Raw genomic sequence first — 23,719 nt, forward strand, 5'->3', positions numbered from 1 at the left:
GGAAAACAACTTACATCGCTAAGTTGAATGACTGCCCTACATCTCCAAGAAAAATGCGTTTGGTTGCTGATATGGTTAGAGGATTAGATGTTTATAAGGCATTAAGCTTATTGCAGTTTACTTCAAAGCAAGCTGCCGTAAGAGTTGAAAAATTAATAACATCGGCAATCGCTAATTTTGAATCCAAATCAGGGCAAAGAGCTGGTGATAGCAATTTATATGTTAAAGAGATTTTCGTAGATAGCGGACGTCAACTTAAAAGATTGCGACCAGCCCCACAAGGCCGTGGTCACAGAATCAGAAAACGTTCAAATCACGTAACTGTGATTTTAGATAATAAAGAAGTTGTTAACGAAGTAAATAATTCGAATTAATGGGACAAAAGGTACATCCAATAGGATTCAGGTTAGGTGTCATCAAAGGATGGGATTCTAATTGGTACGGTGGTAAAAACTATGCTGATAAATTGGTAGAGGATGAAAAAATAAGAACATACTTATATGCGCGTCTTCCTAAGGCAAGCATTTCCAAAATCATTATCGAAAGAACTTTAAAACTTATTACTGTTACCATAAATACTGCTCGTCCGGGAATTATTATTGGAAAAGGCGGACAGGAAGTTGATAAGCTTAAAGAAGAACTTAAGAAAATAACAAAAAAAGAAGTACAGATCAATATATTTGAAATTAAACGGCCTGAACTTGATGCAAAACTTGTTGCTGATGGAATTGCCCGCCAAATTGAAGGTAGGATTTCTTTTAGAAGAGCTGCAAAAATGTCGGTTGCTTCTACAATGAGAATGGGTGCTGAAGGTATTAAGGTTCTTGTTTCTGGAAGATTAGGTGGCGCAGAAATGGCCAGGTCTGAAGGTTATAAAGAAGGAAGAACTCCTCTTCACACATTAAGAGCTGATATTGATTATGCTTTATCCGAAGCCCATACAACTTATGGTAGAATTGGTGTGAAAGTTTGGATTTGCAAAGGTGAGATTTTTGGTAAAAGAGATCTTTCTCCAAACTTAGGACTTTCTGCTGCAAAAGATAAAAAACCTGTTGCTCCAAAATTCAGAGCTCCAAGTAGTGGTGGAAATAAGAAGAAGAAATAATTTATTAAGATTCAGAATATAATAACGATATAACCGTAGTATAATGTTACAGCCAAAGAGAACCAAGTTTAGGAAAATGCATAAGATGAAAATGAAGGGGAATGCCAATAGAGGTGCTCAACTTTCATTTGGCTCTTTCGGAATAAAAGCTGAAGCAGGTGCCTGGATTACTAGTAGGCAGATTGAAGCAGCTCGTATTGCTGTTACCCGTTTCATGAAACGTGAAGGACAGCTTTGGATTAGAATTTTTCCTGATAAGCCAATTACTAAAAAACCAGCCGAGGTAAGGATGGGTAAAGGTAAAGGTAGTCCTGAATATTGGGTTGCTGTTGTTAAACCAGGTAGAGTGATTTTTGAAATCGAGGGGGTTCCCTTTGAAGTTGCAAAAGAAGCTTTACGTTTAGGAGCACAAAAATTGCCAATCACATGCAAATTTTTAGTAAGAAGAGATTTTTCAGAAGAAATAATATAAATAATGAAGCAATCTGTAATAAATGAGCTTTCAACGAATGAACTTCGTGAAAAGACAACCGATGAGCAAGCAATCCTTGCTAAAATGAAATTGACCCATACTATTTCACCTTTGGAAAACCCTATGAAAATCAAGGGATCCAGAAGAACAATAGCTAGGCTTAAAACTGAACTGACAAGAAGAATTAAACTTGAAGCTTCTAAAAAATAATACAAATGGAAACCAGAAATTTAAGAAAAGAAAAAGTCGGTGTTGTTAAGAGTAACAAAATGACTAAATCTATAGTTGTTACTGTTGAACGTAAAGTGAAGCATCCCAAATACGGGAAATTCATTAAAAGAACTTCTACGTTTATGGCTCATGATGAAAAAAATGATTGCAACATTGGAGATACAGTACGCATAATGGAAACAAAACCATTGAGCAAAAGCAAATGCTGGAGATTAGTTGAAGTTCTTGAAAGAGCAAAATAATTAATTATAAGCGTTAATTTATATAATCGATATACAGAAATAAGTTATGATACAGCAAGAATCTCGTCTGGCAGTTGCCGACAACAGTGGAGCTAAGGAAGTACTTTGTATCAGAGTTTTGGGTGGAACCAAAAAAAGATATGCTTCTCTTGGAGATAAAATCATTGTTTCAGTTAAACATGCACTTCCTTCAGGTAATGTGAAAAAAGGAATTGTTTCTAAAGCAGTGGTTGTTAGAACTAAGAAAGAAGTTAGAAGAGCGGATGGTTCATATATAAGGTTTGACGACAATGCAGTAGTATTGTTAAGTGCAACCGAGGAGATGAGAGGAACTCGTATTTTCGGACCTGTTGCAAGAGAGTTAAGAGAAAAACAATTTATGAAAATAGTTTCATTGGCCCCAGAGGTGCTGTAATGAAAAAATTAAAAAGCGTTATGCCAAAGTTAAAAATAAAAAAAGGCGATACTGTAAAGGTTCTAGCCGGAAATTACAGAGGTCAGGAAGGAAAAATTCTTTCTGTTATCATCGACAAGAACAGGGCTATTGTTGAGGGAATCAATATGGTTTCAAGACACACTAAACCAAGTTCAGCAAGTCCACAAGGTGGAATTGTTAAAAAAGAAGCACCAATTCAGATTTCCAATCTGATGCTTGTGTATAACGGTACTGCTACTCGTGTAGGACGCAGAATCGAAAATGATAAAATAGTTCGTTACTCTAAAAAAACAGGGGAGGTTGTAATATAATGGCTTACTCAGCAAGATTAAAAGACAAATACAGAGCGGATGTTATTCCAGCTTTAATGAAGGAGTTTAATTTCAAATCTCCTATGCAGGTTCCAAAGTTGAAAAAGATTTGCCTTAACCAAGGATTGGGTATTGCAGTTTCTGATAAAAAACTTTTGGAAGGCGCGCTAAATGAAATGACAATTGTTGCCGGTCAAAAAGCCGTTGCTACTAAATCTAAAAAGGATATTTCCAATTTCAAATTGAGAAAAGGTGTTCCAATTGGTGCTAGGGTGACACTTAGAGGTGATAGAATGTATGAATTTCTTGATAGGCTTATTTCTGTAGCTTTACCTAGGATTCGTGACTTCAGAGGAGTGAACGTTAAAGGTTTTGATGGAAAAGGAAATTACACTTTAGGTGTGACTGAACAAATTATTTTCCCAGAAATCGATATCGATAAAGTAAACAAAATTTTAGGTATGGATATTACATTTGTAACTTCTGCCCAAGACGATAAAGAAGCTCACGCACTTTTAAAAGAGTTGGGCATACCATTTACAAAAAAACAATAATAGCAAACAAAGCAAATGGCTAAAGAATCAATAAAAGCAAGAGAAGTTAAAAGAAAAAGAATTGCTGATAAATATGCTGAAAAAAGAACAGCATTAAAAGCAGCTGGTGATTACGATGGTTTACAAAAATTGCCAAAGAACGCAAGTCCTGTTCGTGGCAGAAACAGATGTAAATTAACAGGTCGTCCTAGAGGTTATCTGCGTCAATTTGGTGTTTCGCGTATTGTTTTTAGAGAGCTTGCGCTTGCTGGAAAAATACCGGGAGTGACTAAATCAAGCTGGTAGTAATAGTATTTTAAAGAACTAATATAAATAACAATGACAGATTCAATTGCGGATTACTTAACCCGAGTAAGAAATGCGGTTAATGCTAACCACAGAGTTGTGGATATTCCGGCATCTAATTTAAAAAAGGAGATCACGAAAATTTTATTTAATAAGGGGTACATCCTTAATTATAAATTTGAAGATATCGGCCCTCAGGGCAACATTAAAATTGCCTTAAAATATCACCCAGTATCTAAAATACCTGCTATCACAAAGATTGACAGGATTAGTTCACCTGGTTTGAGAAAATATGCAGGTGCTGAAAGATTGCCAAGGGTTTTAAATGGTTTAGGTATTGCTATTATATCTACATCTAAAGGCCTTATGACTGATAAGGAAGCAAGAAGAGATAAAGTGGGCGGAGAAGTAATCTGCTACGTATATTAAAAATTAACAACAGAGACTGAAAATATTATGTCACGTATTGGAAAATTACCTATAAATCTACCCAAAGAAGTTGAAGTTAAAGTAAACGATCAAGTGGTAACTGTAAAAGGACCTCTTGGTACATTAACTCAAAATGTAGATTCTTGTGTTAAAGTAACAATTGAAGATTCAACTATAACTCTTCAAAGAGAATCTGATCAAAAAGATCATAGAGCAAAACATGGTCTTTACAGAGCATTGATTGCTAACATGGTAGAAGGCGTAAGCAAAGGATTTACTACTAAACAAGAATTAGTTGGTGTAGGTTATAAAGCTACCAATCAAGGACAAATGCTTGAGCTTACTTTAGGTTATTCTCATAATATTGTTTTTCAATTACCAGCTGAGGTTAAAGTAGCAACTGAAACTTTAAGAGGTAAAAGTCCAACAATTACACTTGAATCAGTGGACAAACAACTATTGGGGCAGGTTGCAGCTAAAATCAGATCATTTAGAAAACCAGAACCTTTCAAAGGCAAGGGTATTCGATTTGTTGGCGAAGTATTAAGAAGAAAAGCTGGTAAATCAGCAGGTAAATAATAAAATTAATTTGAATGTTTGATTATTTATATATTTTCAAACTTTAAATTGACACATTATCATAGTATTATATTATCAAATTATTAGAAATGTCAATAACTAAAGAATACAGAAGGTCAAGAATCAAAAAAAGAATCAGGAAGATTGTAAATGGTACAACTGAAAGGCCAAGATTGAGTGTTTTCAGAAGTAATACAAATATTTCCGTTCAGATTATTGATGACGTAAAAGGTGTTACAATTGTAGCTGCATCTTCACTTGACAAAGAACTTGCTGCTTCAGAAAAAAGCAATAAAGTTGATCAGGCAAAATTAGTAGGTAAGTTAATTGCTGAAAAAGCAACACAAGCAGGTATTAGTGCAGTTGTTTTTGATAGAGGCGGTTACCTTTACCATGGAAGAGTTAAATCATTAGCAGAAGCTGCAAGAGAAGCAGGTCTTAAATTCTAGAGAAATATGTCAAACGTGAATATAAAAAGAGTTAAAACCAGTGATATTGAATTAAAAGACAAACTGGTTAGCATTCAAAGAGTTGTTAAAGTTACTAAGGGTGGTAGAACATTCAGTTTTTCAGCCATAGTTGTGGTTGGAAATGAAAACGGAATTGTTGGACACGGACTTGGAAAGGCTAAAGAAGTTACTGAAGCAATTGCTAAAGGTATTGATGATGCTAAAAAGAATTTGATAAAAGTTCCAATTCTTAGAGGTACAATTCCACATGAGCAATATGGTAAATATAGTGGAGCTCTTGTGTTTTTAAAGCCTGCATCACACGGAACTGGAGTTATTGCTGGTGGTGCCATGCGTGCTGTTCTTGAAAGCGTTGGAATAACGGATGTACTAGCCAAATCAAAAGGCTCATCCAATCCTCATAACGTTGTTAAAGCTACTATTGAAGCATTAACTCTATTAAGAGACGCAAATACTGTTGCACAACAAAGAGGCGTTACTCTTGATAAGGTTTTTAACGGATAAGATAAATAACATTCTTTTATAAGTTTGTATAATATAAAATAAAAATGGCAAAGATCAGAATCAAACAAATTAGAAGTGGAATAGACAGGCCAGAGCGTCAAAAAAGAACGCTAAAAGCTTTGGGCTTGAACAAAATGAACCGACCCGTAGAGGTTGAAGCAACTCCTCAGATTCTTGGGATGGTAAATAAAGTGAAACACCTTATTTCAGTTGAAGAAATATAATTCTGATCTAATTAAAACATAAAAGCATACATAAAATGGACTTAAGTAATCTGAAACCAGCTCAAGGCTCGGTAAAAAACAGAAAAAGAATAGGAAGAGGACAGGGATCCGGTAGAGGTGGAACTTCAACAAGAGGACACAAGGGAGCTCAATCTCGTTCTGGATATTCTTCTAAACCAGGATTTGAAGGTGGTCAAATGCCTTTGCAAAGAAGAGTTCCGAAATTTGGTTTTAAAAATGTAAACCGTATCGAATATCGTGGAATTAACCTTGATATGTTGCAAAAAATTGCTGACGATAAAAAGGTGGACATGATTGATCAGGCTGCTTTAATTGCAAGCGGATTGGTTTCTAAAAACCATTTGATTAAAATATTAGGAAGAGGCGAACTTAAAACTAAGCTTCAGGTTAAAGCACATGGATTTTCCGCATCAGCAAAAGCTGCTATTGAAGGCCAGGGTGGCGAGATTATAAAATTATAATAAATAATGAAAAAGTTTTACGATACTTTAAAAAATATATTTAAGATTGAAGATCTAAGGGTGAGAATTTTAAACACCCTTGGATTTATTCTTATATATCGTTTAGGTTCATATATAGTACTTCCAGGCGTTGATTCTGCCATGTTGGAAGCTCCTGTTGCTGGAGACGGTGGTCGCGGAATTATCGATTTAATTAATATGTTTGCCGGAGGAGCTTTTTCCAGAGCTTCTATTTTTGCACTTGGTATTATGCCATACATTTCTGCATCCATTGTGATACAGTTACTTGGTATGGCGGTTCCATATTTTCAGAAATTGCAACGTGAGGGCGAGAGTGGGAGAAAGAAAGTTAATCAAATTACAAGGTTATTGACTATTGTAATAACCTTAGGACAAGCTCCTGGTTATATTGCATCACAAATACCAGCTGCTGCAATTGTTAATCCAGGAATGTTCTTTTGGGTTCAGTCAATCCTGATTTTGGTTACTGGAACTATGTTCGTAATGTGGTTAGGTGAAAAAATTACGGATAAAGGAATTGGAAATGGTATTTCAATTTTGATTATGATTGGTATTATTGCTGATCTTCCTTTTGCTTTTGTTGCTGAATTTACTTCAAGACTTGAAGAAGCTGGTGGTGGAATGGTTGTTTTTATTGTTGAATTACTTGTTTTATTCTTCATTGTTGTAGGAACAATTCTAATTGTTCAGGGTGTGAGAAGAATTCCGGTTCAATTTGCTAAGAAAATCGTTGGTAGTAATCAATATGGTGGAGTTAGACAATATATACCTTTAAAAGTTAATGCCTCTGGCGTAATGCCAATCATTTTTGCTCAGGCTATTATGTTTGTTCCAATAACACTTGCAGGTCTTGCCGAATCTGAAGCACTGTCTGGCTTTGCTGCTACTTTTTCCAACTTTACAGGATTTTGGTATAATTTCACTTTTGCTATGATGATTATCGTATTTACCTACTTCTATACTGCTGTTACTGTAAATCCGAATCAAATGGCTGAAGATATGAAACGTAATGGAGGGTTTGTACCTGGAGTTAAACCTGGTAAAACAACTGCTCAATTTATTGATAATATTATGTCTAAAATAACTCTTCCTGGTGCTTTGGCCTTAGCATTTATTGCTATTATGCCTGCATTTGCAATTATATTCGGAGTAAATAACAGATTTGCACAGTTCTTTGGCGGAACATCTTTACTTATATTAGTAGGTGTTGTACTTGATACTTTGCAACAAATTGAAAGCCATTTATTAATGCGTCATTATGATGGTTTGATGAAATCCGGAAGAATTAAAGGCAGGAGTTCATCACCGGTAAGTATGGCCGGATAATCCAAAAGAGGATTACGGATGATATACTATAAGTCGAAAGAAGAAATTGAATTATTAAGAGAAAGTTCTTTACTTGTTGGAAAAACACTTGCGGAAGTAGCTAAAGCTATAAGGCCCGGGATTACTTCATTGGATCTGGATAAAATTGCAGAGCAATTTATTTTAGATAACAATGCCAAGCCAGGCTTTAAAGATTATAACGGTTTCCCTAATTCATTGTGCATTTCGGTGAATGAGCAGGTTGTTCATGGAATACCAAATAAAAAGGAATTACGCGATGGAGATATTATTTCTGTTGATTGTGGTGTTTTGAAAAATGGATTTTATGGAGATTCTGCTTATACCTTTGCTATAGGAGAAGTGAAACCTGAAATACTTAAACTGCTTAGGGTAACAAAGGAATGTCTTTTACTTGGTATTGAACATGCAGTTGTTGGTGCTAGGATGGGTGATATAGGATCTGCAATTCAAGATCATGCTGAAAAAAACGGATTTTCCGTTGTTAGAGAATTAGTGGGCCATGGATTAGGCAAAAATTTGCATGAGAGTCCTGAAGTACCTAATTACGGTAAAAAAGGCAGGGGAATAAAGTTACAGGAAGGATTAGTATTGGCAATCGAGCCAATGATTAATCTTGGAAGAAAGGAAGTAATGCAGGATAAAGATGGTTGGACAATTATTACTGCCGATCGATTTCCCTCTGCACATTTTGAACATGATGTAGCAGTTGGAAAGGATAAAGCGGATATATTATCTACTTTTAAATATATTGAAGAAGTTTTAAATAATAAGAATTAATAAAGTAAATGTCTAAACAAGGATTAATTGAGCAGGATGGAACTATTATAGAAGCACTGTCAAATGCAATGTTTCGTGTAGAGCTTGAGAACGGTCATATTTTAATTGCTCATATTTCCGGGAAAATGAGAATGCATTACATTAAAATTTTGCCTGGTGACAGAGTTAAAGTTGAGATGTCGCCTTATGATTTGACAAAAGGAAGAATTACATACAGATATAAATAATTAGATTTAAATTAAACAATATTTTCACTCATGAAAGTAAGAGCATCAGTCAAAAAAAGAAGTGTAGACTGCAAAATTGTACGTAGAAAAGGAAGAGTTTATGTTATAAACAAAAAGAATCCTAAGTATAAACAAAGACAAGGTTAATAATAACAATAATAAAAACAGAATATAGCTATGGCTAGGATTTCAGGTATAGATTTACCAAAAAACAAAAGAGGCGAAATTGCTTTAACTTATATTTTCGGTATAGGTAGAAGCACCGCTCAAAGAATATTAGATTCCTCAGGTGTTGATAGAAGTATCAAAGTACAGGATTGGAATGATGACCAGTTGGTTAATATCAGGAATTTTATTACTGATAAAATCAAAGTGGAGGGTGCACTTCGTTCTGAAGTTCAATTGAGCATTAAACGCTTAATGGACATTGGATGTTACAGAGGGATTCGTCATCGTATTGGCTTGCCTTTAAGAGGACAAAGAACCAAAAACAATTCCAGGACTAGAAAAGGAAAGAGAAAAACTGTTGCTAACAAAAAGAAAGTAACCAAATAATAACCAAATAACCATTTGATAAAAAAGGTTAATTTGAAAATCGTTAAGATTATATCAAATCAACAAAATATCAAATCATCAAATAAATAAAATGGCAAAATCGACAGACGGTAAAAAAGCAAAAACTACAAAAAAGAAAGTTGTAAAAGTTGAGGCAGTAGGACAAGCCCACCTTAATGCAACTTTTAATAATCTAATTATTTCCCTTACAAACAACCAGGGGCAGGTAATTTCCTGGGCATCTTCAGGAAAAATGGGATTCAGAGGTTCTAAGAAAAACACACCTTATGCAGCTCAAATGGCAGCAGGAGATTGTGCAAAGGTTGCTTATGACATGGGTTTAAGAAAGGTTAAGGTTTTTGTTAAAGGACCAGGAGCTGGAAGAGAATCTGCTATCAGAACAATTCATAATTCAGGTATAGAAGTTACAGAAATTGTAGATGTTACGCCAATACCACATAACGGTTGCCGTCCACCTAAAAGAAGAAGAGTATAATTAAATTAACCGGTTACTTGGTTAAAAACATTAAAAATTAAAAATAAAAATAAGAAATGGCAAGATATACAGGCCCAAAGTCTAAAATTGCAAGAAGATTCAGAGATCCGATTTTTGGACCGGATAAAGCACTTCAAAAGAAAAATTATCCTCCAGGACAACATGGTGTTTCCAAAAGAAGAGGAAAACAATCAGAGTATGCTATTCAATTAGCCGAAAAGCAAAAAGCTAAATATACTTATGGTATATTAGAAAAGCAATTCGCTAATATTTTTGATAAGGCTTCCAGATCTAAAGGTATCACCGGTGAGATTTTACTTCAGCTTATTGAATCTCGTTTAGATAACGTTGTATATCGTTTAGGAATTTCTCCAACCAGAAGTGGTGCAAGACAATTGGTTTCTCACCGTCATATTACGGTAAACGGAAATATTGTTAACCTTCCTTCTTATAAATTAAAAGTAGGAGATGCTGTTGCAGTGAGAGAAAAATCCAAATCCCTTGAAACTATTACAAATTCTGTTTCAAGAGGTGTTACTTATCCATGGCTTGATTTTAATAGAACAACTTTGGAGGGAAGATTTCTTGCAATACCAGAAAGAGAACAAATTCCAGAAAACATTAAGGAACAATTAATTGTTGAATTGTACTCTAAATAATATTTTACTGTATTGTTTAAACTAAAAACAGTAAAAGACAAAACACAATAAATTTTAATAAACCAAATTCAAATTAAATATATGGGAATTTTAGCTTTTCAAAAACCTGACAAGGTAATAATGTTAAACTCAAATGAGATTGAAGGTCAATTTGAGTTCAGGCCCCTTGAACCAGGATATGGAATTACTATAGGTAATGCCCTTAGACGAATCCTACTTTCTTCTTTAGAGGGATATGCAGTTACATCAATCAAAATTGAAGGTGTAGATCATGAATTCTCCAGCATTAAAGGAGTAGTTGAAGATGTAACCGAAATTATATTAAACATCAAGCAAATCAGGTTTAAAAAACAAATCGAGTTGCAGGATAACGAAAGAGTTACTGTTAACTTTACTGGTAAAAATGTTTTTACTGCAGGTGATATAGGTAAGTTTATTTCAGGTTTTCAAGTTTTGAATCCTGATTTGGTTATCTGCAATATGGAAACTGATGTTAAGATTAAAATGGAGATGAATATCGATAAGGGTAGAGGTTATGTTCCTGCAGAGGAAAACAAACCGGTAAATGCCGTTTTTGGTCAAATTCCAATTGATGCTATTTTCACTCCAATCAAAAATGTTAAATACAGTATTGAGAATTACCGTGTTGAGCAAAAAACGGATTATGAAAAACTAATTTTCGAAATTGTTTCTGATGGTTCAGTTCATCCAAAAGAGGCTTTAAAAGAAGCTGCAAAAATTCTTATTCATCATTTTATGTTGTTCTCAGATGAGAAAATCACTTTAGATACTGAAGAGAAATCAGCTACTGAAGAATTTGATGAAACTTCATTGCATATGCGTCAACTTTTGAAAACCAAACTTGTTGACATGGATCTTTCAGTAAGAGCTTTGAATTGTTTGAAAGCTGCAGATGTTGAAACTCTTGGTGAACTTGTTTCTTTTAACAAGAATGACTTATTGAAATTCAGAAATTTCGGTAAGAAATCCTTAACAGAACTTGAAGATTTGGTACATGCTAAAAATTTACATTTTGGAATGAACCTATCTAAATACAAACTAGATAAAGACTAAATTTACAATCAGAAATAGTAATGTTATTAATTTCTGAACTGATTTTTTAAATATAATACGATGAGACACGGTAAAAAAATAAATCATTTAGGCAGGACAAGCAGTCACAGAAAAGCTATGCTTTCAAACATGTCTGCCTCTTTAATCTTACACAAAAGAATCAGTACTACACTTGCTAAAGCAAAGGCTTTAAGAGTATATGTTGAGCCACTTCTTACAAAATCAAAAGAAGATACTACCCATTCAAGAAGAATCGCTTTTAGTTATCTTCAGGATAAAGATGCTGCAACAATATTGTTCAGAGATGTAGCTCCAAAAATTGCTGACAGACCAGGTGGATATACAAGAATAATTAAATTGGCTAACAGACTTGGTGATAATGCAGAAATGTGTATAATTGAGCTTGTTGATTTCAATGAGTTAATGTTAAAGGATAAGACTGAGAAAAAAGCTAAAACAACCAGAAGAGGACGTACTACAAAGAAAAAAGCTGAAGGCACAGAAGCCACGGAAGCTGAAGGCACTACTGAGGTTAAGGAAAAAGCTCCTAAAGCAAAAGCTAAATCTGCTGAAGCTCCAATTGCTAAAGCAAAGACTCCTAAAGCAAAATCAACAGAAGAAAAAGCTCCAAAATCAAATGATGAAGAGACAAAAAGTGAGTAATTTGATTTTATAATTTAAAAGAAAAGGATAAGGTGTTTTCACTTTATCCTTTTTTTTATGTCATAAAATGAAGTTTAAATGACAATTGAAATCGCATTGGATTAAAATTAGAGCGGATATTGAATACTTGTTAAATAATAAGTAAAGAAAAGTGAATAAGTTCTGAAAATAAAACCTTATTTTTAATAAAGGATAAAGTAATTTTGACGTTATATTTTAAGGATAGGTTCAATTAAATAAGCTACAATTTAAAAATACACAAATGAAATTTACTGAAAAAGTCCCTGCAGTTTTAGTTTTAGAAGATGGAAAAATATTCCATGGTAAGTCAGCTGGAAAAATAGGAACTACTACTGGTGAGATCTGCTTTAATACAGGAATGACCGGATACCAGGAAATATTTACAGATCCTTCTTATTTTGGTCAGATAATTATTATGACCAATGTCCATATAGGAAATTATGGAGTTTTGGATGATGAGGCTGAATCAGGGTCTATTAAAATTGCAGGAATGGTTTGTAAAATTTTTAATGAAGGATATTCACGAGTAAGAGCCGAAAAATCATTGCAGAATTATTTTGTTGAGGGCAATGTTGTTGGTATATCAGATATTGATACTCGTGCATTAGTAAGATACATAAGAAATAAAGGTACCATGAATGCTATTATTTCTTCTGAAGAAACGGATATTGAAATATTAAAAAACAAATTATCTCAAGTTCCATCCATGAAGGGGCTAGAGTTATCATCTAAAGTTACAACCAAGGAGCCATATAATTGGGGAAGCCAGGAAGGGAAATATAAAGTTGCGGTACTTGATCTTGGGGTTAAATATAACAGTTTGAGGAATCTTGAAGAAAGAGGATGCACTATTAAAGTTTTTCCAATGAGCACTTCAGTTGAAGAAATGTTAGCCTGGAGCCCAGATGGTTTTTTAATTTCCAATGGCCCTGGTGATCCAGAAGTAATGCCTGATACTGTTCAAAAGGTTGTAGAAATTGTTAAAAAAGATTATCCATTATTTGGAATTTGCCTTGGTCATCAAATATTAGCATGGGCAAGCGGACTTTCAACTTTTAAAATGCACAATGGGCATAGGGGAATAAATCATCCTATAAAAAATACAATTACTGGTAAAGGTGAAATTACATCTCAAAATCATGGGTTTTGTGTTAGCAAAGAGGATGCAGAGAATAGCGATCAAGTTGAATTAACTCATTATCATTTAAATGATGGAACCCTTGCTGGATTTAGAGTAAAAAACAAAAGGGCTTTTTCTGTTCAATACCATCCTGAAGCAGGCCCAGGACCATTAGATTCCAGGTATCTTTTTGATATGTTCATTGATCAAATGTTGGAATTTAAAGCTGCTAAAAAACTAGAATCAGAAGTACTTTAATATAATGATTTATAAATAATAAAAAAATTAAATTATTCATGGGATATATTTCTTCAATAAAAGCAAGACAGATTTTAGATTCTAGAGGGAATCCAACAATTGAAGTTGATGTAATAACTGATGCAGGCGGATATGGAAGAGCTGCTGTGCCTTCAGGAGCATCTACAGGGAAACACGAAGCAATGGAGTTGAGAGATGGCGATAAGGGAAGATATCTTGGAAAAGAAGTTTCAAAAGCAGTTGGCCATGTAAATGGTACCATCAGCGAAGAAATAATGGGTATGGATATTTTCAGCCAAACTCAAATTGACAGGATGATGATCGAACTGGATGGCACATCCAACAAATCCAATCTGGGTGCAAATGCTATTTTGGGAGTATCTCTGGCAGTAGCACATGCAGCAGCGAATGAACTTAGCTTACCTCTATACAGGTATGTAGGAGGTGTTAATGCCAATTTATTACCTATTCCAATGATGAATATTCTTAATGGAGGTTCTCATGCAGATAATAGTATTGATATTCAGGAATTCATGATTATGCCAGTTGGCGCGAATTCTTTTAGTGAGGCGCTAAGAATGGGAACTGAAGTGTTTCATCATCTTAAAGCAGTTTTAAAAAAACAAGGGCTTTCAACTAATGTGGGAGACGAAGGTGGATTTGCACCTAATTTAAAATCTAATGAAGAAGCCATAAAAGTTGTTTTACAGGCAATAGAAGCTGCAGGATACAGACCAGGAGAGGATATTTATATTGCTCTTGATGCTGCAGCATCTGAATTTTATAATGCAGAAGAAAAAGTTTATCATCTTAAAAAATCAACAGGAGACAAACTAAGTTCTGCACAAATGGTGGATTTTTGGAAGGACTGGACTAAAAAATATCCGATTATTTCTATTGAGGACGGCCTTGATGAGGATGATTGGGATGGTTGGAAACTTTTGACAGAAAAATTAGGGAATAAAATTCAACTGGTAGGTGATGATTTGTTTGTTACAAACACCTCTAAATTAGCTGAAGGAATTAATAAGGGTGTGGCTAATTCCATCCTGGTTAAAGTTAACCAGATAGGAACATTGACGGAAACAGTAAATGCGGTACAATTGGCACAAACAAATTCTTATACCTCAGTGATGAGTCATCGTTCTGGCGAAACTGAAGATGTTACCATTGCTGATCTGGCCGTTGCACTAAGTACTGGACAAATAAAAACAGGATCGGCATCGCGTTCAGACAGGATCGCAAAATACAACCAGTTGCTTAGAATTGAAGAATATCTTGGTGGAAGCGCCAGGTATACAGGAAAGGATTTTAAATATTGTAAAAAAGCAGATAAAATAAGCTCATTTACTGGAATTCCAATAATTTAATATTTTCATTGAATAGGAGTTACTAATATTCCTTATTATTTTTAATAATTCCGATTAAAAACCTTTGAAATTCCTAAAAGGAATTTTAATTTAGCAGCACTTCTATAAATGATAGAATCCTGAATATTTGTTAATTTTATAAGAAAATGGATAAACTGAAAGAGAAATTTGCTGCAAAAGCAATTCCAATGGCCGCCGAAATTAAAACCATCATTAAGGAACATGGTGAAAAAGTAATTGGAGAATACACAGTTGCCCAAGTGTACCAGGGCATGAAGGGTATGTTAGGAATGGTAACGGAAACATCAAAACTAGACCCTGAAGAGGGAATTAGATTTAGAGGTTATAGTATACCTGAATTAAGAGAGAAATTGCCAAAAGCGCCTGGAGGTACAGAGCCTTTGCCTGAAGGGATTTTCTATTTGATGATGGTTGGGGAGCTTCCAACAGAAGAAGAAGTTAAAAGTTTAAGTAATGATTGGGCAAGAAGAAGTATTGTTCCGCGCCATGTTTTCGATACGCTTGATTCATTGCCCATGTCAACACATCCAATGACCCAATTTAGTATTGCGGTTATGGCAATGCAGACTGAATCACTGTTTGCCGCTGCTTATAAAAAAGGAATTAGCAAAAAGGAATATTGGGATTATACATATGAAGATTCAATGAATCTTATTGCCAGGCTGCCTAGGATTGCCGCATATATTTATAGAAAAAAATATAAAAACAATGTTCATATTGAACCAGATCATAAACTTGACTGGGCGGCTAATTTAGCCCATATGATGGGTTATGAATCGTTTGATTTTAAAAGATTAATGCGTCTTTATCTTACAATTCATGTTGATCATGAAGGAGGAAATGTAAGTGCACATGCAACTCATTTAGTTGGTTCTGCTTTAAGTGATCCATACCTTGCTTTCGCAGCAGGAATGAACGGGCTTGCTGGTCCATTGCATGGATTAGCAAATCAGGAAGTAATCCAGTGGATACTGAAGCTTCGTGAAGAGTTAGGTGGTGGCTTACCATCCAAAGAACAAATTGCTGAATATATTCAGAGAACGCTTGCCGAAGGAAAAGTTGTTCCCGGCTATGGTCATGCAGTTTTAAGAAAAACCGATCCTCGTTTTACTGCCCAACAGGATTTTTATAAAACATATATTAAAAAAGACGATATATGCGAAATCGTTCAAATGGTTTATGAAGTGGCTCCAGATATTCTTGCATCAACCGGAAAAATTAAAAATCCATGGCCAAATGTTGATGCTCATTCCGGTGCGCTTTTAGTTCATTATGGGATGACAGAATATGAGTTTTATACTGTATTGTTTGGTGTTTCCAGAGCATTAGGAGTTCTTGCTTCTCTAATTTGGGACAGAGCATTAGGAAGTCCATTAGAAAGACCTAGTTCTATAACTACTGAAGGGATGAAGAAAAAAATTGGAATACAAGTTTCATAATCAATACAAAATGGGGTTCGAAAAGAGGCAAGAGTTAAAACTCATGCCTCTTTTTTTTTGTCCCTTAAAAAGCACTTAAAAAACAGTTTTGTTTTTTGTTAAATTATACCGAATAAACTAGCTCCTTTTTCACCTAATGCATCTACTTTTTTCTCAATGGATGGATCTGAATATAGGGGAGGAGCGTGATGTGGTTTTGACCGTGCATCAATTATTAAAGAACCTGTGCAGCCCCAGTGCTTGTGTTGAGTGAAGCTGTCCACTCCATAAATATCATGCGAAGGGTTGCTTCTGGTAAAGGTGACCCATAAAAAATTGTTTAATGTTGCAGAGGTAAATCTACTGTCATCGCAAAGTATTATTAGGGGGAATTTTTGATCAAAATCTGGAAGAACATTTTTAAACCAACCGCTTATTCTCTCTACAAAAGCTAAAGTTTCGTTTACACCCTTGTAATTTGGACCAGAAATGGCAATTACCCCTGGCATAATAATAATGCATGCTTTTAAATCATTTGGCAATATAAAATCATGAGGAAGTTCTGTTGCCAGTTCTCTCTTTTTTTCTCCAGCAGCAGCAATAACCACTTTTGATCCTGAATTTAAACCTGTACCACTGTAATCAAGAGTATCAATGCTGGTTTTAGTATAAAAATGCAGATCCCTTTTCCAATCAACACGTTCTAAAACATGGCTGAAAAAGCTTTTAATATCATGTGTTTTTAAGCTTGGATTATCTTCTCCAGCAACTATAATTAAATATTTAGCAAGGGACATCTGCCCAAAACCAAGAATATGATTCGCAATAGTTAAAATTTCCTGGGGTTTTCTTATTTCAATATATGGAGTGTATCTTTCACTTCCTATTGCTAGTAAAAGCGGATGTACACCAGCAGCATCCACGGCATTTACTTCGATCAATCCTGGTATTTCTTTGGGAATCAAAGGTCCTGTTATCTCATGAATAAGGGCTCCAAAACTTGTATCCTCCTGTGGAGGTCTTCCAACCACTGTAAATGGCCAAATTGCATCTTTACGGTGATAAACTGCTTTTACTTTCATTAATGGAAAGTTGTGTTCTAGGCTATAATAACCCAAATGGTCTCCAAAAGGGCCTTCTGGCTTGTTTTCTCCAGGATATACATCTCCTGTAATTACAAAGTCTGCATCTGAAGAAATGCAATAACCATCCTTATATGAATAACGGAACCTTCTATTGCCCATTACTCCTGCGAATGTAAGCTCTGAGAGTGCTTCGGGAAGAGGCATTACCGCACTTAAGCTATGAGCAGGAGGCCCACCAACAAAGATGCTTGTTTTTAATGGTTCTCCTTTTTTGTTTGCTTTTGTTTGGTGTACTCCAATTCCCCTGTGTAATTGGTAATGCAATCCAATTTCCTTATTTGCTACATAATCATTTCCATTTAACTGAATACGATACATGCCAAGGTTTGAATTCATTACACCAGGTTTTTCAATATCTTCAGTATATACTTGGGGCAGAGTGATAAAAGCTCCACCATCCATTGGCCAACATTTAATCAGCGGCAATTCTTTTATTGTAATTTCTTTAAATAAAACAGGATTGTTCCTTGTTTTTAAGGGTAGAGCGTTAATCGCAGAAATTCCAGTTCCAGCATATTTAAAGGGGTTTTTAAGAGCAAGTATAGGATCGTTTTTTAGTTCAATTAACTTTTTTACAGTTTGCAATGAATTTCGAAAAATAAACCTGCTTCTATCCAATGAGCCAAAAAGGTTTGAAACTGCTTTGAATTTACATCCCTTAATATTTTCATAAAGGATGGCTGGTCCTGCAGCCTCATGCACTCTTAAATGTATAGCTGCCATTTCAAGTTCAGGGTCAACCAGTTCCTTTATTCTTATTAGGTGACCATGTTTTTCAAGATCTGAAAGACATTGATTCAGGCTTTTGTAATTCATTTTTTTTGTTTCTTTAGCAAAGGTACTACTATTAAACAATTCATAAGTTTGTGAATATTAAATTTAATAGTCTGTTTATCTTTATTAATTGTAATATTTTTCAACCATTAACTGTTAATAGAATTATGATTTGTTTATAATCCCAAGTATATAAAATAATAACTTTGCCGGGATTGCTTTTAATTATTGGAAGTGTATAGAAAATAATTAAGAATTATATTAATAATTAATAAATTAAACCAAAAACCAAAACATTATGAAAATTACAGCTTATTGTATGAAAACCAAAGAGAAAAATGTTGACATGTTAAAAGCTGTCGTTAGCAAAACCGCAAGAGGTGGCTATATGGCGCAGGGTGAAGACAAAGCAGGTAATAAAATGACTACTATGCTTTCTGAAGCTAATGCATTAGCCGCTGTAAAAGCTGGAAATGCAACAATGAAAAAGTAACAAAATCAATAAAAAATAGATAAAGGGGGGGGATGTAAATTCCTCCCTTTTTTTTATGTCAATTTATCAATTTTTTACAGTGTGAAATAAAAATTATTTCACACTGTTTTAGTGTAACAGCTTGAATTGTAGTTTGTTTTTTTTATATTTGAATATTCTATAAATACTATGAAACCTACAAATGAGCTTTTTTATCTGATAAAATCTTTAACAAAATCAGAAAAGCGCTATTTTAAATTATACTCTTCCTTACAGTCTGGGGAAAAAAACTACCTGAAACTTTTTGATGCTATCGAAAAAGAAAACACTTATGATGAGAATATCATAAAAGTTAAGCTTAAGGATGCTGCTTTTATCAAGCATTTTCCGTCAGAAAAAAATCATTTATACAGTCAGATATTAAAAAGCTTGAGAATGTTCCATTCTGAGAGCTCTATAAGCTCAATATTAAAGGAACTACTTCAGGATATAGAAATTTTGTATAATAAAACACTTTACAATGAGTGTAACAAAGTTGTGAATAGGGCAAAAAAAATATCTTATGAATATGAAAAATTCGATTATATTTTTGAAATATTAAATTGGGAGAAGCAGTTGGCTGATGAGGAACAATTGTTTGGTGATTTGGAAACCAATCTTGATCAATTAAATAGAGAAGAAGTTGAAAACATTCTAAAAATGCGTAATCTAGGGGAGTATCAGATGTTATATTCCCAAATAAACTATGTTTTTCGGCAAGGAGGTTATTCTAGAAATGAAAAAGAGCGTGAAATTGTGGAACGCGTTTCAAACCATCCTTTAATTGTGGGTAAAAACACAGCTCTTTCTGTGAGGGCTTCCACAATGTGTTATTATATAAAAGGATTATGTGCCATTACGAACAATGATTTTGACGATACAATTAGTTTTTTTTTAAAAGTTTTAGAAAAGATGGATAAGAATCCATCAATAGCAAAAGATTTGCAGAAAAGACGTGTTAAAACCTTCAATTATTTGCTTTTGGCATACAATGAAGCAGGGCAACATGAAAACTTTTTTGCCCTTATCGATACGATGAAAGGTTTTGTGGAGAAAGAGGAATATAAGAATGTTGATTTAAAGATGAAAATTTTCATGTCAACGAGCAATTCTGAATTACTTGCTTATGCAAGAATGGGGGATTTTGAAAAAGGCATAAAGAAATTGGATTCCATTGTAAATGGAATGGCAGAGTTCGAAGGAAAAATAAATAAGGAATCTGAAATACTTTTTTACTATAATGTTGCCTATTTATGTTTTGGAGCAGGTGAGTTTAATAAAGCCCTTGTTTGGGTTAATAAATTACTAAATGATAATGAGGCTAAAGTAAGACATGATATTTGTAGCTTTGCAAGGATATTAAACCTTCTTATTCATTTTGAATTACAAAACATTGATCTTCTCGAATATATAACAAAATCAACTCAACGCTACCATATCAAGCACAAGAGGGACTATAAGTTTGAGATGCTGATTTTGCGTTATTTTAAAAAGATGGCCAAAACTGCTGATCCAGAGAAAAGGAGAATATTGTTTAAAGTAATTAAAAGTGGTTTACAGGAAATAGTTAAAGACAGCAATGAAAAAATAGCATTGCAATATATAGATTTTATTTCCTGGCTTGAATCTAAAATAAATCAACGCTCTTTTGCTGAAATTGTAAAGGAAAAAGCAGTTTCTAAACTGCTTTAAGCCTTTGTCTTACTGCTTCAAAAAGAATTACTCCAGCTGCCACAGAAACATTTAGTGATCCAATTGATCCCAGCAATGGGATTTTAGTCTTGTAATCAGCTCTTTTCAGGTATTCAGGAGATATTCCATCTTCTTCTGATCCCATAATTATTGCAAGAGGTTTGGTGTAATTTACAGTGTCAAACAATTGATCCGTTTTTTCTGTACAAGCAATAATATCTAATCCACTATCTTTTAAAAAATCAATTATCGCTTTAAGATTTTCCACCCTGCACACAGGCATTTTAAATAGTGCTCCTGCGGAAGTTTTTAAAGCATCAGCATTGATTTGTGCAGAACCTTTTGAGGGAATAACGATGGCATCCACTCCTGCGCATTCTGCAGTTCGTACAATTGCACCAAAATTCCTTACATCAGTAATTCTATCAAGGATTAAAACAAAAGGTTGCTTTCCTTTTTCATATACTTCAGGAATAATATTTTCAATATCACCAAAAACAATTGGAGCAACGTATGCAATTACTCCTTGATGATTTTTAGAAGTAACCCTATTAAGTTTTTCTTGAGGAACATATTGAACGGGAATGTTTTTTTTATTTAAAAGGTGTTTGAGGTCGCCAAAATTATCGCCTTTTAACCCCGGTTGGATTAACACTTTTTCTATTTCTTTTCCTGAGTTAACTGCCTCAATTATAGGCCTTATTCCAAAAATTAATTGGCTTTTTTCTTCCTGATTCCTGTAGTTCATCTTTTATTTAAAAGTCAAAATTAATATAATTGCAGAGGAATTTGTGAATTAATTTAAAATTCATAGCCATTCAGGAAATATTTTTTTTTGTTTGATAGTATAGATCAATATATTCTTCCTTGTCTCCATATATCAACGGCCCTATACCAGTTTGTTTTATATATAACGGATCTTTCCAGGCTAAAATCATTGGCGGAAAAGGGATTGTCCACTTTGTAAAAATTATAGTTAAGAGACATCAGGTTTTTATCTTCTCCATAAATCCAACTTTCGTTGGTAACACTTTTGTAAATTACATTCGGAGGGCCGAATATTAAATAAATCATTCCTCTGTCAGTCTTCCATCCTTCGATATAGGATGTGAAATGCAAATTAGCGTCCTGAACTCTGTTGTAAAATATACTGATTAATTCACGTGCTCTCTCTGGATTTCCTGCAAGATCAAGCCAGAATTTATCCAAGGCTTCTTTTTTATTTTCGGCATTTACAAGCCCCTCAAATTCTTGCTTACTGGTTATATACCTCAAAGGGTTTATCATATCCTCAGTATTTTTTATTTCCGGGAAATTTCCATTGAAATGATACAAAGTAAAGCCATCTTTATTTATGGCGCTGTCGATTTGAATATGATAAAAACCTTTGGATTTAAAATTTTCAATAAGGATATTATTTTCATTTACCGGGAGTTCGAAAATGCTGTCGGCTTTATAATGAAAAGACTGGTGATTTAGTGTGACAAAAGGGGGAGGCGCTATTTCAAAATCCCTTTTGTAATACCTAACAAAAGCTGTTGTTGCAGGAAAACCATATTTAATTTTAACGCTGTTGCTATTGATATGATTTTTAAATATGGGAGAGCCTGTTTCAGGAGAATTCATTAAAAAATTCTGCCGGTTGTTTAAGTTGTTTTTTTCAATAGTAATATAGGTTTTCTTTGTTTTGCTTCGGTTAATATCTGTAACTGTTATTTCCATAATATAATCAAAACCTTTTAGGGCTTTAAATTTTATGGTGCTAATTAAATCACGCAATTGGTCTTCATTTGCTACATCCTTAATATTTACACTGTTTGTATCATAAGTTAAACGTGCTTCATAATCATCAAAAATCCTGTAGGATAGAGTTACATTGGCTGAAAAAGGTGCTCCGGGTGCTGTTCTTGCGTAAAGAACTTGATTGCTGCTAATTTTAAAATGTAGTTCAGAAACACTATCGTTTATATGAAGAACTGAAAATTCAGGGTTGAATGAGGCAGCTTCTCTTTTATATAAAAAAGCTACATTCTGATTGCTTATTCTTTTATTTGTTTCACAGGAAAACAAAATGCCTATTAAAGCAAAAATAATAATCAGGTATTTATCAAACTTAATCAAGTGCGATTTCTGTATCATCAGTAGTTAAAAAAGTTTCAGGGATTGCTTTGGTTGCTTTTGCTCCTAGCTTGCGAATATTCTCAGCCCGTGAAATCAGACTCCCATGTCCTTCTAATTTCTTTTTTGCATTATCGTATGCTATAGCAGTGGCTTTAATTCCTTTGTCAATTTTTTCCAAATCTTCCAAAAAGCTTACAAATTTGTTAAATAAAGCTCCCCCCTGTCGTGCAATTTCCAATGCATTCTTATTTTGTCTTTCTTGTTTCCAAACTGATGCAATGGTTCGTAGGGTTGCAAGAAGGGTTGATGGACTAACAATTACAACTTTTCTTTCCCAAGCGTAATTAAATAGTTCCTGATCTGCCTGTATTGCTACTCCAAATGATGATTCAATGGGGACAAAAAGTAAAACGAAATCAGGAGAATTAAAACTTGAGGAGTTCTGGTAATTTTTTTCACTAAGATTTCTAATATGAGATTTGATTGATTCAATATGGTTTTTAATGGATATTAAACTGTTCTCCTCAGTAGTTGAATTTACATAAGACTCATAGGCTACAAGAGAAACTTTAGAATCAATGATTATGTGCTTTTCATCAGGAAGGTAAATTACAACATCTGGTAAAATTCTTTTTCCTTCTTCGTCAGAGCTATTAACTTGGGTTTTGTACTCTTGATCTTTAATGAGGCCTGATCTTTCAAGAATTTTTTCAAGAATTATTTCTCCCCAGTTACCTTGAAATTTATTGTCACCCTTCATTGCCCTTGCAAGATTGTTGGCTTCCTGGCTTATTTGTTTATTTAAATCTACAAGGTTTTTTATTTCTGCCTTAAGGGTAATTCGTTCATCTGATTCAGCTTTGTATGTTTTGTCAACCTTTTCCTCAAAATCTTTTATTCTTTCTCTTAGTGGGGTTATTATTTGATCAAGGTTTACTTTATTCTGATCCGTGAATTTTTTACTTTTTTCTTCAAGAATTTTATTTGCAATGTTTTCAAATTGAGTGTTAAACTTTTCCTGAAGTTGTTCCACTTCTGCTTTTTGAGTTCCAAGCTTGTCATTCATGTTCTTAAATGCTTCTTCAGCTCTTGCTAACCGCTGATTGGCAGCATTTGATTTCTCTC

General features: G+C 34.1%; 33 protein-coding genes. 29 read left to right on the forward strand and 4 right to left on the reverse strand.

Annotated features, from left to right (window positions below):
* Nucleotides 1-53: 53 nt before the first annotated feature.
* From rplV to H0V01_12210, 27 genes are all read left to right on the forward strand, one after another.
* Nucleotides 54-374 (forward strand): 50S ribosomal protein L22, encoded by a 321-nt coding sequence (gene rplV / locus H0V01_12080; GenBank protein MBA2584111.1) that lies wholly within the window; start codon nt 54-56, stop codon nt 372-374.
* Nucleotides 374-1,105, forward strand: coding sequence for a 30S ribosomal protein S3 (rpsC, locus tag H0V01_12085; protein MBA2584112.1), 732 nt, complete (start codon nt 374-376; stop codon nt 1,103-1,105). The genes rplV and rpsC overlap by 1 nt, the downstream gene beginning before the upstream one ends.
* Before the next feature lie 43 nt (nt 1,106-1,148).
* On the forward strand, nt 1,149-1,577 hold the full coding sequence (rplP, locus tag H0V01_12090) for a 50S ribosomal protein L16 (protein MBA2584113.1): 429 nt from the start codon (nt 1,149-1,151) through the stop codon (nt 1,575-1,577).
* Nucleotides 1,578-1,580: 3 nt separating this feature from the next.
* Entirely contained in the window at nt 1,581-1,787 is a 207-nt protein-coding gene (rpmC, locus tag H0V01_12095) for a 50S ribosomal protein L29 (protein ID MBA2584114.1), read from the forward strand.
* A gap of 5 nt (nt 1,788-1,792) precedes the next feature.
* Nucleotides 1,793-2,050, forward strand: coding sequence for a 30S ribosomal protein S17 (gene rpsQ / locus H0V01_12100; protein ID MBA2584115.1), 258 nt, complete (start codon nt 1,793-1,795; stop codon nt 2,048-2,050).
* A gap of 46 nt (nt 2,051-2,096) precedes the next feature.
* Nucleotides 2,097-2,465, forward strand: coding sequence for a 50S ribosomal protein L14 (gene rplN, locus H0V01_12105; GenBank protein ID MBA2584116.1), 369 nt, complete (start codon nt 2,097-2,099; stop codon nt 2,463-2,465).
* A 20-nt stretch (nt 2,466-2,485) separates the two neighbouring features.
* Entirely contained in the window at nt 2,486-2,797 is a 312-nt protein-coding gene (gene rplX / locus H0V01_12110) for a 50S ribosomal protein L24 (GenBank protein ID MBA2584117.1), read from the forward strand.
* Nucleotides 2,797-3,351 (forward strand): 50S ribosomal protein L5, encoded by a 555-nt coding sequence (rplE, locus tag H0V01_12115; protein ID MBA2584118.1) that lies wholly within the window; start codon nt 2,797-2,799, stop codon nt 3,349-3,351. The genes rplX and rplE overlap by 1 nt, the downstream gene beginning before the upstream one ends.
* Before the next feature lie 15 nt (nt 3,352-3,366).
* Nucleotides 3,367-3,636: a 30S ribosomal protein S14 gene (gene rpsN, locus H0V01_12120; protein MBA2584119.1), complete on the forward strand. Its 270-nt coding sequence runs from the start codon at nt 3,367-3,369 to the stop codon at nt 3,634-3,636.
* Between the two features lie 33 nt (nt 3,637-3,669).
* Nucleotides 3,670-4,065: a 30S ribosomal protein S8 gene (gene rpsH / locus H0V01_12125; protein ID MBA2584120.1), complete on the forward strand. Its 396-nt coding sequence runs from the start codon at nt 3,670-3,672 to the stop codon at nt 4,063-4,065.
* 27 nt (nt 4,066-4,092) lie between these two features.
* A complete protein-coding gene (gene rplF, locus H0V01_12130) occupies nt 4,093-4,644 on the forward strand; it encodes a 50S ribosomal protein L6 (protein ID MBA2584121.1) in 552 nt (183 codons plus the stop codon).
* Between the two features lie 89 nt (nt 4,645-4,733).
* A complete protein-coding gene (gene rplR, locus H0V01_12135; GenBank protein ID MBA2584122.1) occupies nt 4,734-5,093 on the forward strand; it encodes a 50S ribosomal protein L18 in 360 nt (119 codons plus the stop codon).
* A 6-nt stretch (nt 5,094-5,099) separates the two neighbouring features.
* Complete coding sequence (gene rpsE / locus H0V01_12140) at nt 5,100-5,618, forward strand: 30S ribosomal protein S5 (GenBank protein ID MBA2584123.1); 519 nt, start codon at nt 5,100-5,102, stop codon at nt 5,616-5,618.
* A gap of 44 nt (nt 5,619-5,662) precedes the next feature.
* Entirely contained in the window at nt 5,663-5,842 is a 180-nt protein-coding gene (gene rpmD / locus H0V01_12145) for a 50S ribosomal protein L30 (protein ID MBA2584124.1), read from the forward strand.
* Nucleotides 5,843-5,877: 35 nt separating this feature from the next.
* On the forward strand, nt 5,878-6,324 hold the full coding sequence (gene rplO, locus H0V01_12150) for a 50S ribosomal protein L15 (GenBank protein MBA2584125.1): 447 nt from the start codon (nt 5,878-5,880) through the stop codon (nt 6,322-6,324).
* 6 nt (nt 6,325-6,330) lie between these two features.
* On the forward strand, nt 6,331-7,671 hold the full coding sequence (secY, locus tag H0V01_12155) for a preprotein translocase subunit SecY (protein ID MBA2584126.1): 1,341 nt from the start codon (nt 6,331-6,333) through the stop codon (nt 7,669-7,671).
* 18 nt (nt 7,672-7,689) lie between these two features.
* Nucleotides 7,690-8,469, forward strand: a complete 780-nt coding sequence (gene map / locus H0V01_12160) for a type I methionyl aminopeptidase (GenBank protein ID MBA2584127.1) — start codon at nt 7,690-7,692, stop codon at nt 8,467-8,469.
* Nucleotides 8,470-8,477: 8 nt separating this feature from the next.
* The gene (infA, locus tag H0V01_12165; protein ID MBA2584128.1) at nt 8,478-8,696 is read left to right on the forward strand and encodes a translation initiation factor IF-1; all 219 of its coding nucleotides are present in this window, start codon (nt 8,478-8,480) and stop codon (nt 8,694-8,696) included.
* Nucleotides 8,697-8,726: 30 nt separating this feature from the next.
* On the forward strand, nt 8,727-8,843 hold the full coding sequence (gene rpmJ / locus H0V01_12170; GenBank protein ID MBA2584129.1) for a 50S ribosomal protein L36: 117 nt from the start codon (nt 8,727-8,729) through the stop codon (nt 8,841-8,843).
* A gap of 30 nt (nt 8,844-8,873) precedes the next feature.
* The gene (rpsM, locus tag H0V01_12175; protein MBA2584130.1) at nt 8,874-9,251 is read left to right on the forward strand and encodes a 30S ribosomal protein S13; all 378 of its coding nucleotides are present in this window, start codon (nt 8,874-8,876) and stop codon (nt 9,249-9,251) included.
* A gap of 91 nt (nt 9,252-9,342) precedes the next feature.
* On the forward strand, nt 9,343-9,747 hold the full coding sequence (gene rpsK, locus H0V01_12180; GenBank protein MBA2584131.1) for a 30S ribosomal protein S11: 405 nt from the start codon (nt 9,343-9,345) through the stop codon (nt 9,745-9,747).
* Between the two features lie 56 nt (nt 9,748-9,803).
* A complete protein-coding gene (gene rpsD, locus H0V01_12185; GenBank protein MBA2584132.1) occupies nt 9,804-10,406 on the forward strand; it encodes a 30S ribosomal protein S4 in 603 nt (200 codons plus the stop codon).
* A gap of 81 nt (nt 10,407-10,487) precedes the next feature.
* Nucleotides 10,488-11,480 (forward strand): DNA-directed RNA polymerase subunit alpha, encoded by a 993-nt coding sequence (locus tag H0V01_12190; GenBank protein ID MBA2584133.1) that lies wholly within the window; start codon nt 10,488-10,490, stop codon nt 11,478-11,480.
* Between the two features lie 60 nt (nt 11,481-11,540).
* Nucleotides 11,541-12,143 (forward strand): 50S ribosomal protein L17, encoded by a 603-nt coding sequence (gene rplQ / locus H0V01_12195; protein ID MBA2584134.1) that lies wholly within the window; start codon nt 11,541-11,543, stop codon nt 12,141-12,143.
* Between the two features lie 262 nt (nt 12,144-12,405).
* The gene (gene carA, locus H0V01_12200) at nt 12,406-13,542 is read left to right on the forward strand and encodes a glutamine-hydrolyzing carbamoyl-phosphate synthase small subunit (protein ID MBA2584135.1); all 1,137 of its coding nucleotides are present in this window, start codon (nt 12,406-12,408) and stop codon (nt 13,540-13,542) included.
* Between the two features lie 38 nt (nt 13,543-13,580).
* Nucleotides 13,581-14,912 (forward strand): phosphopyruvate hydratase, encoded by a 1,332-nt coding sequence (gene eno, locus H0V01_12205; GenBank protein ID MBA2584136.1) that lies wholly within the window; start codon nt 13,581-13,583, stop codon nt 14,910-14,912.
* Between the two features lie 146 nt (nt 14,913-15,058).
* Nucleotides 15,059-16,372 (forward strand): citrate (Si)-synthase, eukaryotic, encoded by a 1,314-nt coding sequence (locus H0V01_12210; GenBank protein ID MBA2584137.1) that lies wholly within the window; start codon nt 15,059-15,061, stop codon nt 16,370-16,372.
* A gap of 98 nt (nt 16,373-16,470) precedes the next feature.
* On the opposite strand, the gene H0V01_12215 is transcribed toward H0V01_12210, so the two are convergent.
* Nucleotides 16,471-18,312, reverse strand: coding sequence for a UbiD family decarboxylase (locus H0V01_12215; GenBank protein ID MBA2584138.1), 1,842 nt, complete (start codon nt 18,310-18,312; stop codon nt 16,471-16,473).
* Between the two features lie 256 nt (nt 18,313-18,568).
* On the opposite strand from H0V01_12215, the gene H0V01_12220 reads away from it, so the two are divergent.
* Nucleotides 18,569-18,763 (forward strand): hypothetical protein, encoded by a 195-nt coding sequence (locus H0V01_12220; protein ID MBA2584139.1) that lies wholly within the window; start codon nt 18,569-18,571, stop codon nt 18,761-18,763.
* Nucleotides 18,764-18,931: 168 nt separating this feature from the next.
* On the forward strand, nt 18,932-20,473 hold the full coding sequence (locus H0V01_12225) for a hypothetical protein (protein ID MBA2584140.1): 1,542 nt from the start codon (nt 18,932-18,934) through the stop codon (nt 20,471-20,473).
* On the opposite strand, the gene rlmB is transcribed toward H0V01_12225, so the two are convergent.
* The 3 genes from rlmB to H0V01_12240 form a co-directional block, all read right to left on the reverse strand.
* A complete protein-coding gene (gene rlmB, locus H0V01_12230; protein ID MBA2584141.1) occupies nt 20,460-21,221 on the reverse strand; it encodes a 23S rRNA (guanosine(2251)-2'-O)-methyltransferase RlmB in 762 nt (253 codons plus the stop codon). The genes H0V01_12225 and rlmB overlap by 14 nt on opposite strands.
* Nucleotides 21,222-21,325: 104 nt before the next feature.
* Entirely contained in the window at nt 21,326-22,612 is a 1,287-nt protein-coding gene (locus H0V01_12235; protein ID MBA2584142.1) for a GWxTD domain-containing protein, read from the reverse strand.
* Nucleotides 22,587-23,660 (reverse strand): DNA recombination protein RmuC, encoded by a 1,074-nt coding sequence (locus H0V01_12240; protein ID MBA2584143.1) that lies wholly within the window; start codon nt 23,658-23,660, stop codon nt 22,587-22,589. Before H0V01_12240 ends, H0V01_12235 begins: the two co-directional genes overlap by 26 nt.
* Nucleotides 23,661-23,719: the final 59 nt, after the last annotated feature.

Source organism: Bacteroidota bacterium (assembly GCA_013696965.1).
Classification (GTDB): Bacteria; Bacteroidota; Bacteroidia; order JACCXN01; family JACCXN01; genus JACCXN01.

Coding starts and splice junctions, on each gene's coding strand:
- rplV (MBA2584111.1), top strand. CDS start 54: ATGCGTTTGGTTGCTGATATGGTTAGAGGATTAGATGTTTATAAGGCA.
- rpsC (MBA2584112.1), top strand. CDS start 374: ATGGGACAAAAGGTACATCCAATAGGATTCAGGTTAGGTGTCATCAAA.
- rplP (MBA2584113.1), top strand. CDS start 1,149: ATGTTACAGCCAAAGAGAACCAAGTTTAGGAAAATGCATAAGATGAAA.
- rpmC (MBA2584114.1), top strand. CDS start 1,581: ATGAAGCAATCTGTAATAAATGAGCTTTCAACGAATGAACTTCGTGAA.
- rpsQ (MBA2584115.1), top strand. CDS start 1,793: ATGGAAACCAGAAATTTAAGAAAAGAAAAAGTCGGTGTTGTTAAGAGT.
- rplN (MBA2584116.1), top strand. CDS start 2,097: ATGATACAGCAAGAATCTCGTCTGGCAGTTGCCGACAACAGTGGAGCT.
- rplX (MBA2584117.1), top strand. CDS start 2,486: ATGCCAAAGTTAAAAATAAAAAAAGGCGATACTGTAAAGGTTCTAGCC.
- rplE (MBA2584118.1), top strand. CDS start 2,797: ATGGCTTACTCAGCAAGATTAAAAGACAAATACAGAGCGGATGTTATT.
- rpsN (MBA2584119.1), top strand. CDS start 3,367: ATGGCTAAAGAATCAATAAAAGCAAGAGAAGTTAAAAGAAAAAGAATT.
- rpsH (MBA2584120.1), top strand. CDS start 3,670: ATGACAGATTCAATTGCGGATTACTTAACCCGAGTAAGAAATGCGGTT.
- rplF (MBA2584121.1), top strand. CDS start 4,093: ATGTCACGTATTGGAAAATTACCTATAAATCTACCCAAAGAAGTTGAA.
- rplR (MBA2584122.1), top strand. CDS start 4,734: ATGTCAATAACTAAAGAATACAGAAGGTCAAGAATCAAAAAAAGAATC.
- rpsE (MBA2584123.1), top strand. CDS start 5,100: ATGTCAAACGTGAATATAAAAAGAGTTAAAACCAGTGATATTGAATTA.
- rpmD (MBA2584124.1), top strand. CDS start 5,663: ATGGCAAAGATCAGAATCAAACAAATTAGAAGTGGAATAGACAGGCCA.
- rplO (MBA2584125.1), top strand. CDS start 5,878: ATGGACTTAAGTAATCTGAAACCAGCTCAAGGCTCGGTAAAAAACAGA.
- secY (MBA2584126.1), top strand. CDS start 6,331: ATGAAAAAGTTTTACGATACTTTAAAAAATATATTTAAGATTGAAGAT.
- map (MBA2584127.1), top strand. CDS start 7,690: ATGATATACTATAAGTCGAAAGAAGAAATTGAATTATTAAGAGAAAGT.
- infA (MBA2584128.1), top strand. CDS start 8,478: ATGTCTAAACAAGGATTAATTGAGCAGGATGGAACTATTATAGAAGCA.
- rpmJ (MBA2584129.1), top strand. CDS start 8,727: ATGAAAGTAAGAGCATCAGTCAAAAAAAGAAGTGTAGACTGCAAAATT.
- rpsM (MBA2584130.1), top strand. CDS start 8,874: ATGGCTAGGATTTCAGGTATAGATTTACCAAAAAACAAAAGAGGCGAA.
- rpsK (MBA2584131.1), top strand. CDS start 9,343: ATGGCAAAATCGACAGACGGTAAAAAAGCAAAAACTACAAAAAAGAAA.
- rpsD (MBA2584132.1), top strand. CDS start 9,804: ATGGCAAGATATACAGGCCCAAAGTCTAAAATTGCAAGAAGATTCAGA.
- H0V01_12190 (MBA2584133.1), top strand. CDS start 10,488: ATGGGAATTTTAGCTTTTCAAAAACCTGACAAGGTAATAATGTTAAAC.
- rplQ (MBA2584134.1), top strand. CDS start 11,541: ATGAGACACGGTAAAAAAATAAATCATTTAGGCAGGACAAGCAGTCAC.
- carA (MBA2584135.1), top strand. CDS start 12,406: ATGAAATTTACTGAAAAAGTCCCTGCAGTTTTAGTTTTAGAAGATGGA.
- eno (MBA2584136.1), top strand. CDS start 13,581: ATGGGATATATTTCTTCAATAAAAGCAAGACAGATTTTAGATTCTAGA.
- H0V01_12210 (MBA2584137.1), top strand. CDS start 15,059: ATGGATAAACTGAAAGAGAAATTTGCTGCAAAAGCAATTCCAATGGCC.
- H0V01_12215 (MBA2584138.1), bottom strand. CDS start 18,312: ATGAATTACAAAAGCCTGAATCAATGTCTTTCAGATCTTGAAAAACAT.
- H0V01_12220 (MBA2584139.1), top strand. CDS start 18,569: ATGAAAATTACAGCTTATTGTATGAAAACCAAAGAGAAAAATGTTGAC.
- H0V01_12225 (MBA2584140.1), top strand. CDS start 18,932: ATGAAACCTACAAATGAGCTTTTTTATCTGATAAAATCTTTAACAAAA.
- rlmB (MBA2584141.1), bottom strand. CDS start 21,221: ATGAACTACAGGAATCAGGAAGAAAAAAGCCAATTAATTTTTGGAATA.
- H0V01_12235 (MBA2584142.1), bottom strand. CDS start 22,612: ATGATACAGAAATCGCACTTGATTAAGTTTGATAAATACCTGATTATT.
- H0V01_12240 (MBA2584143.1), bottom strand. CDS start 23,660: ATGAATGACAAGCTTGGAACTCAAAAAGCAGAAGTGGAACAACTTCAG.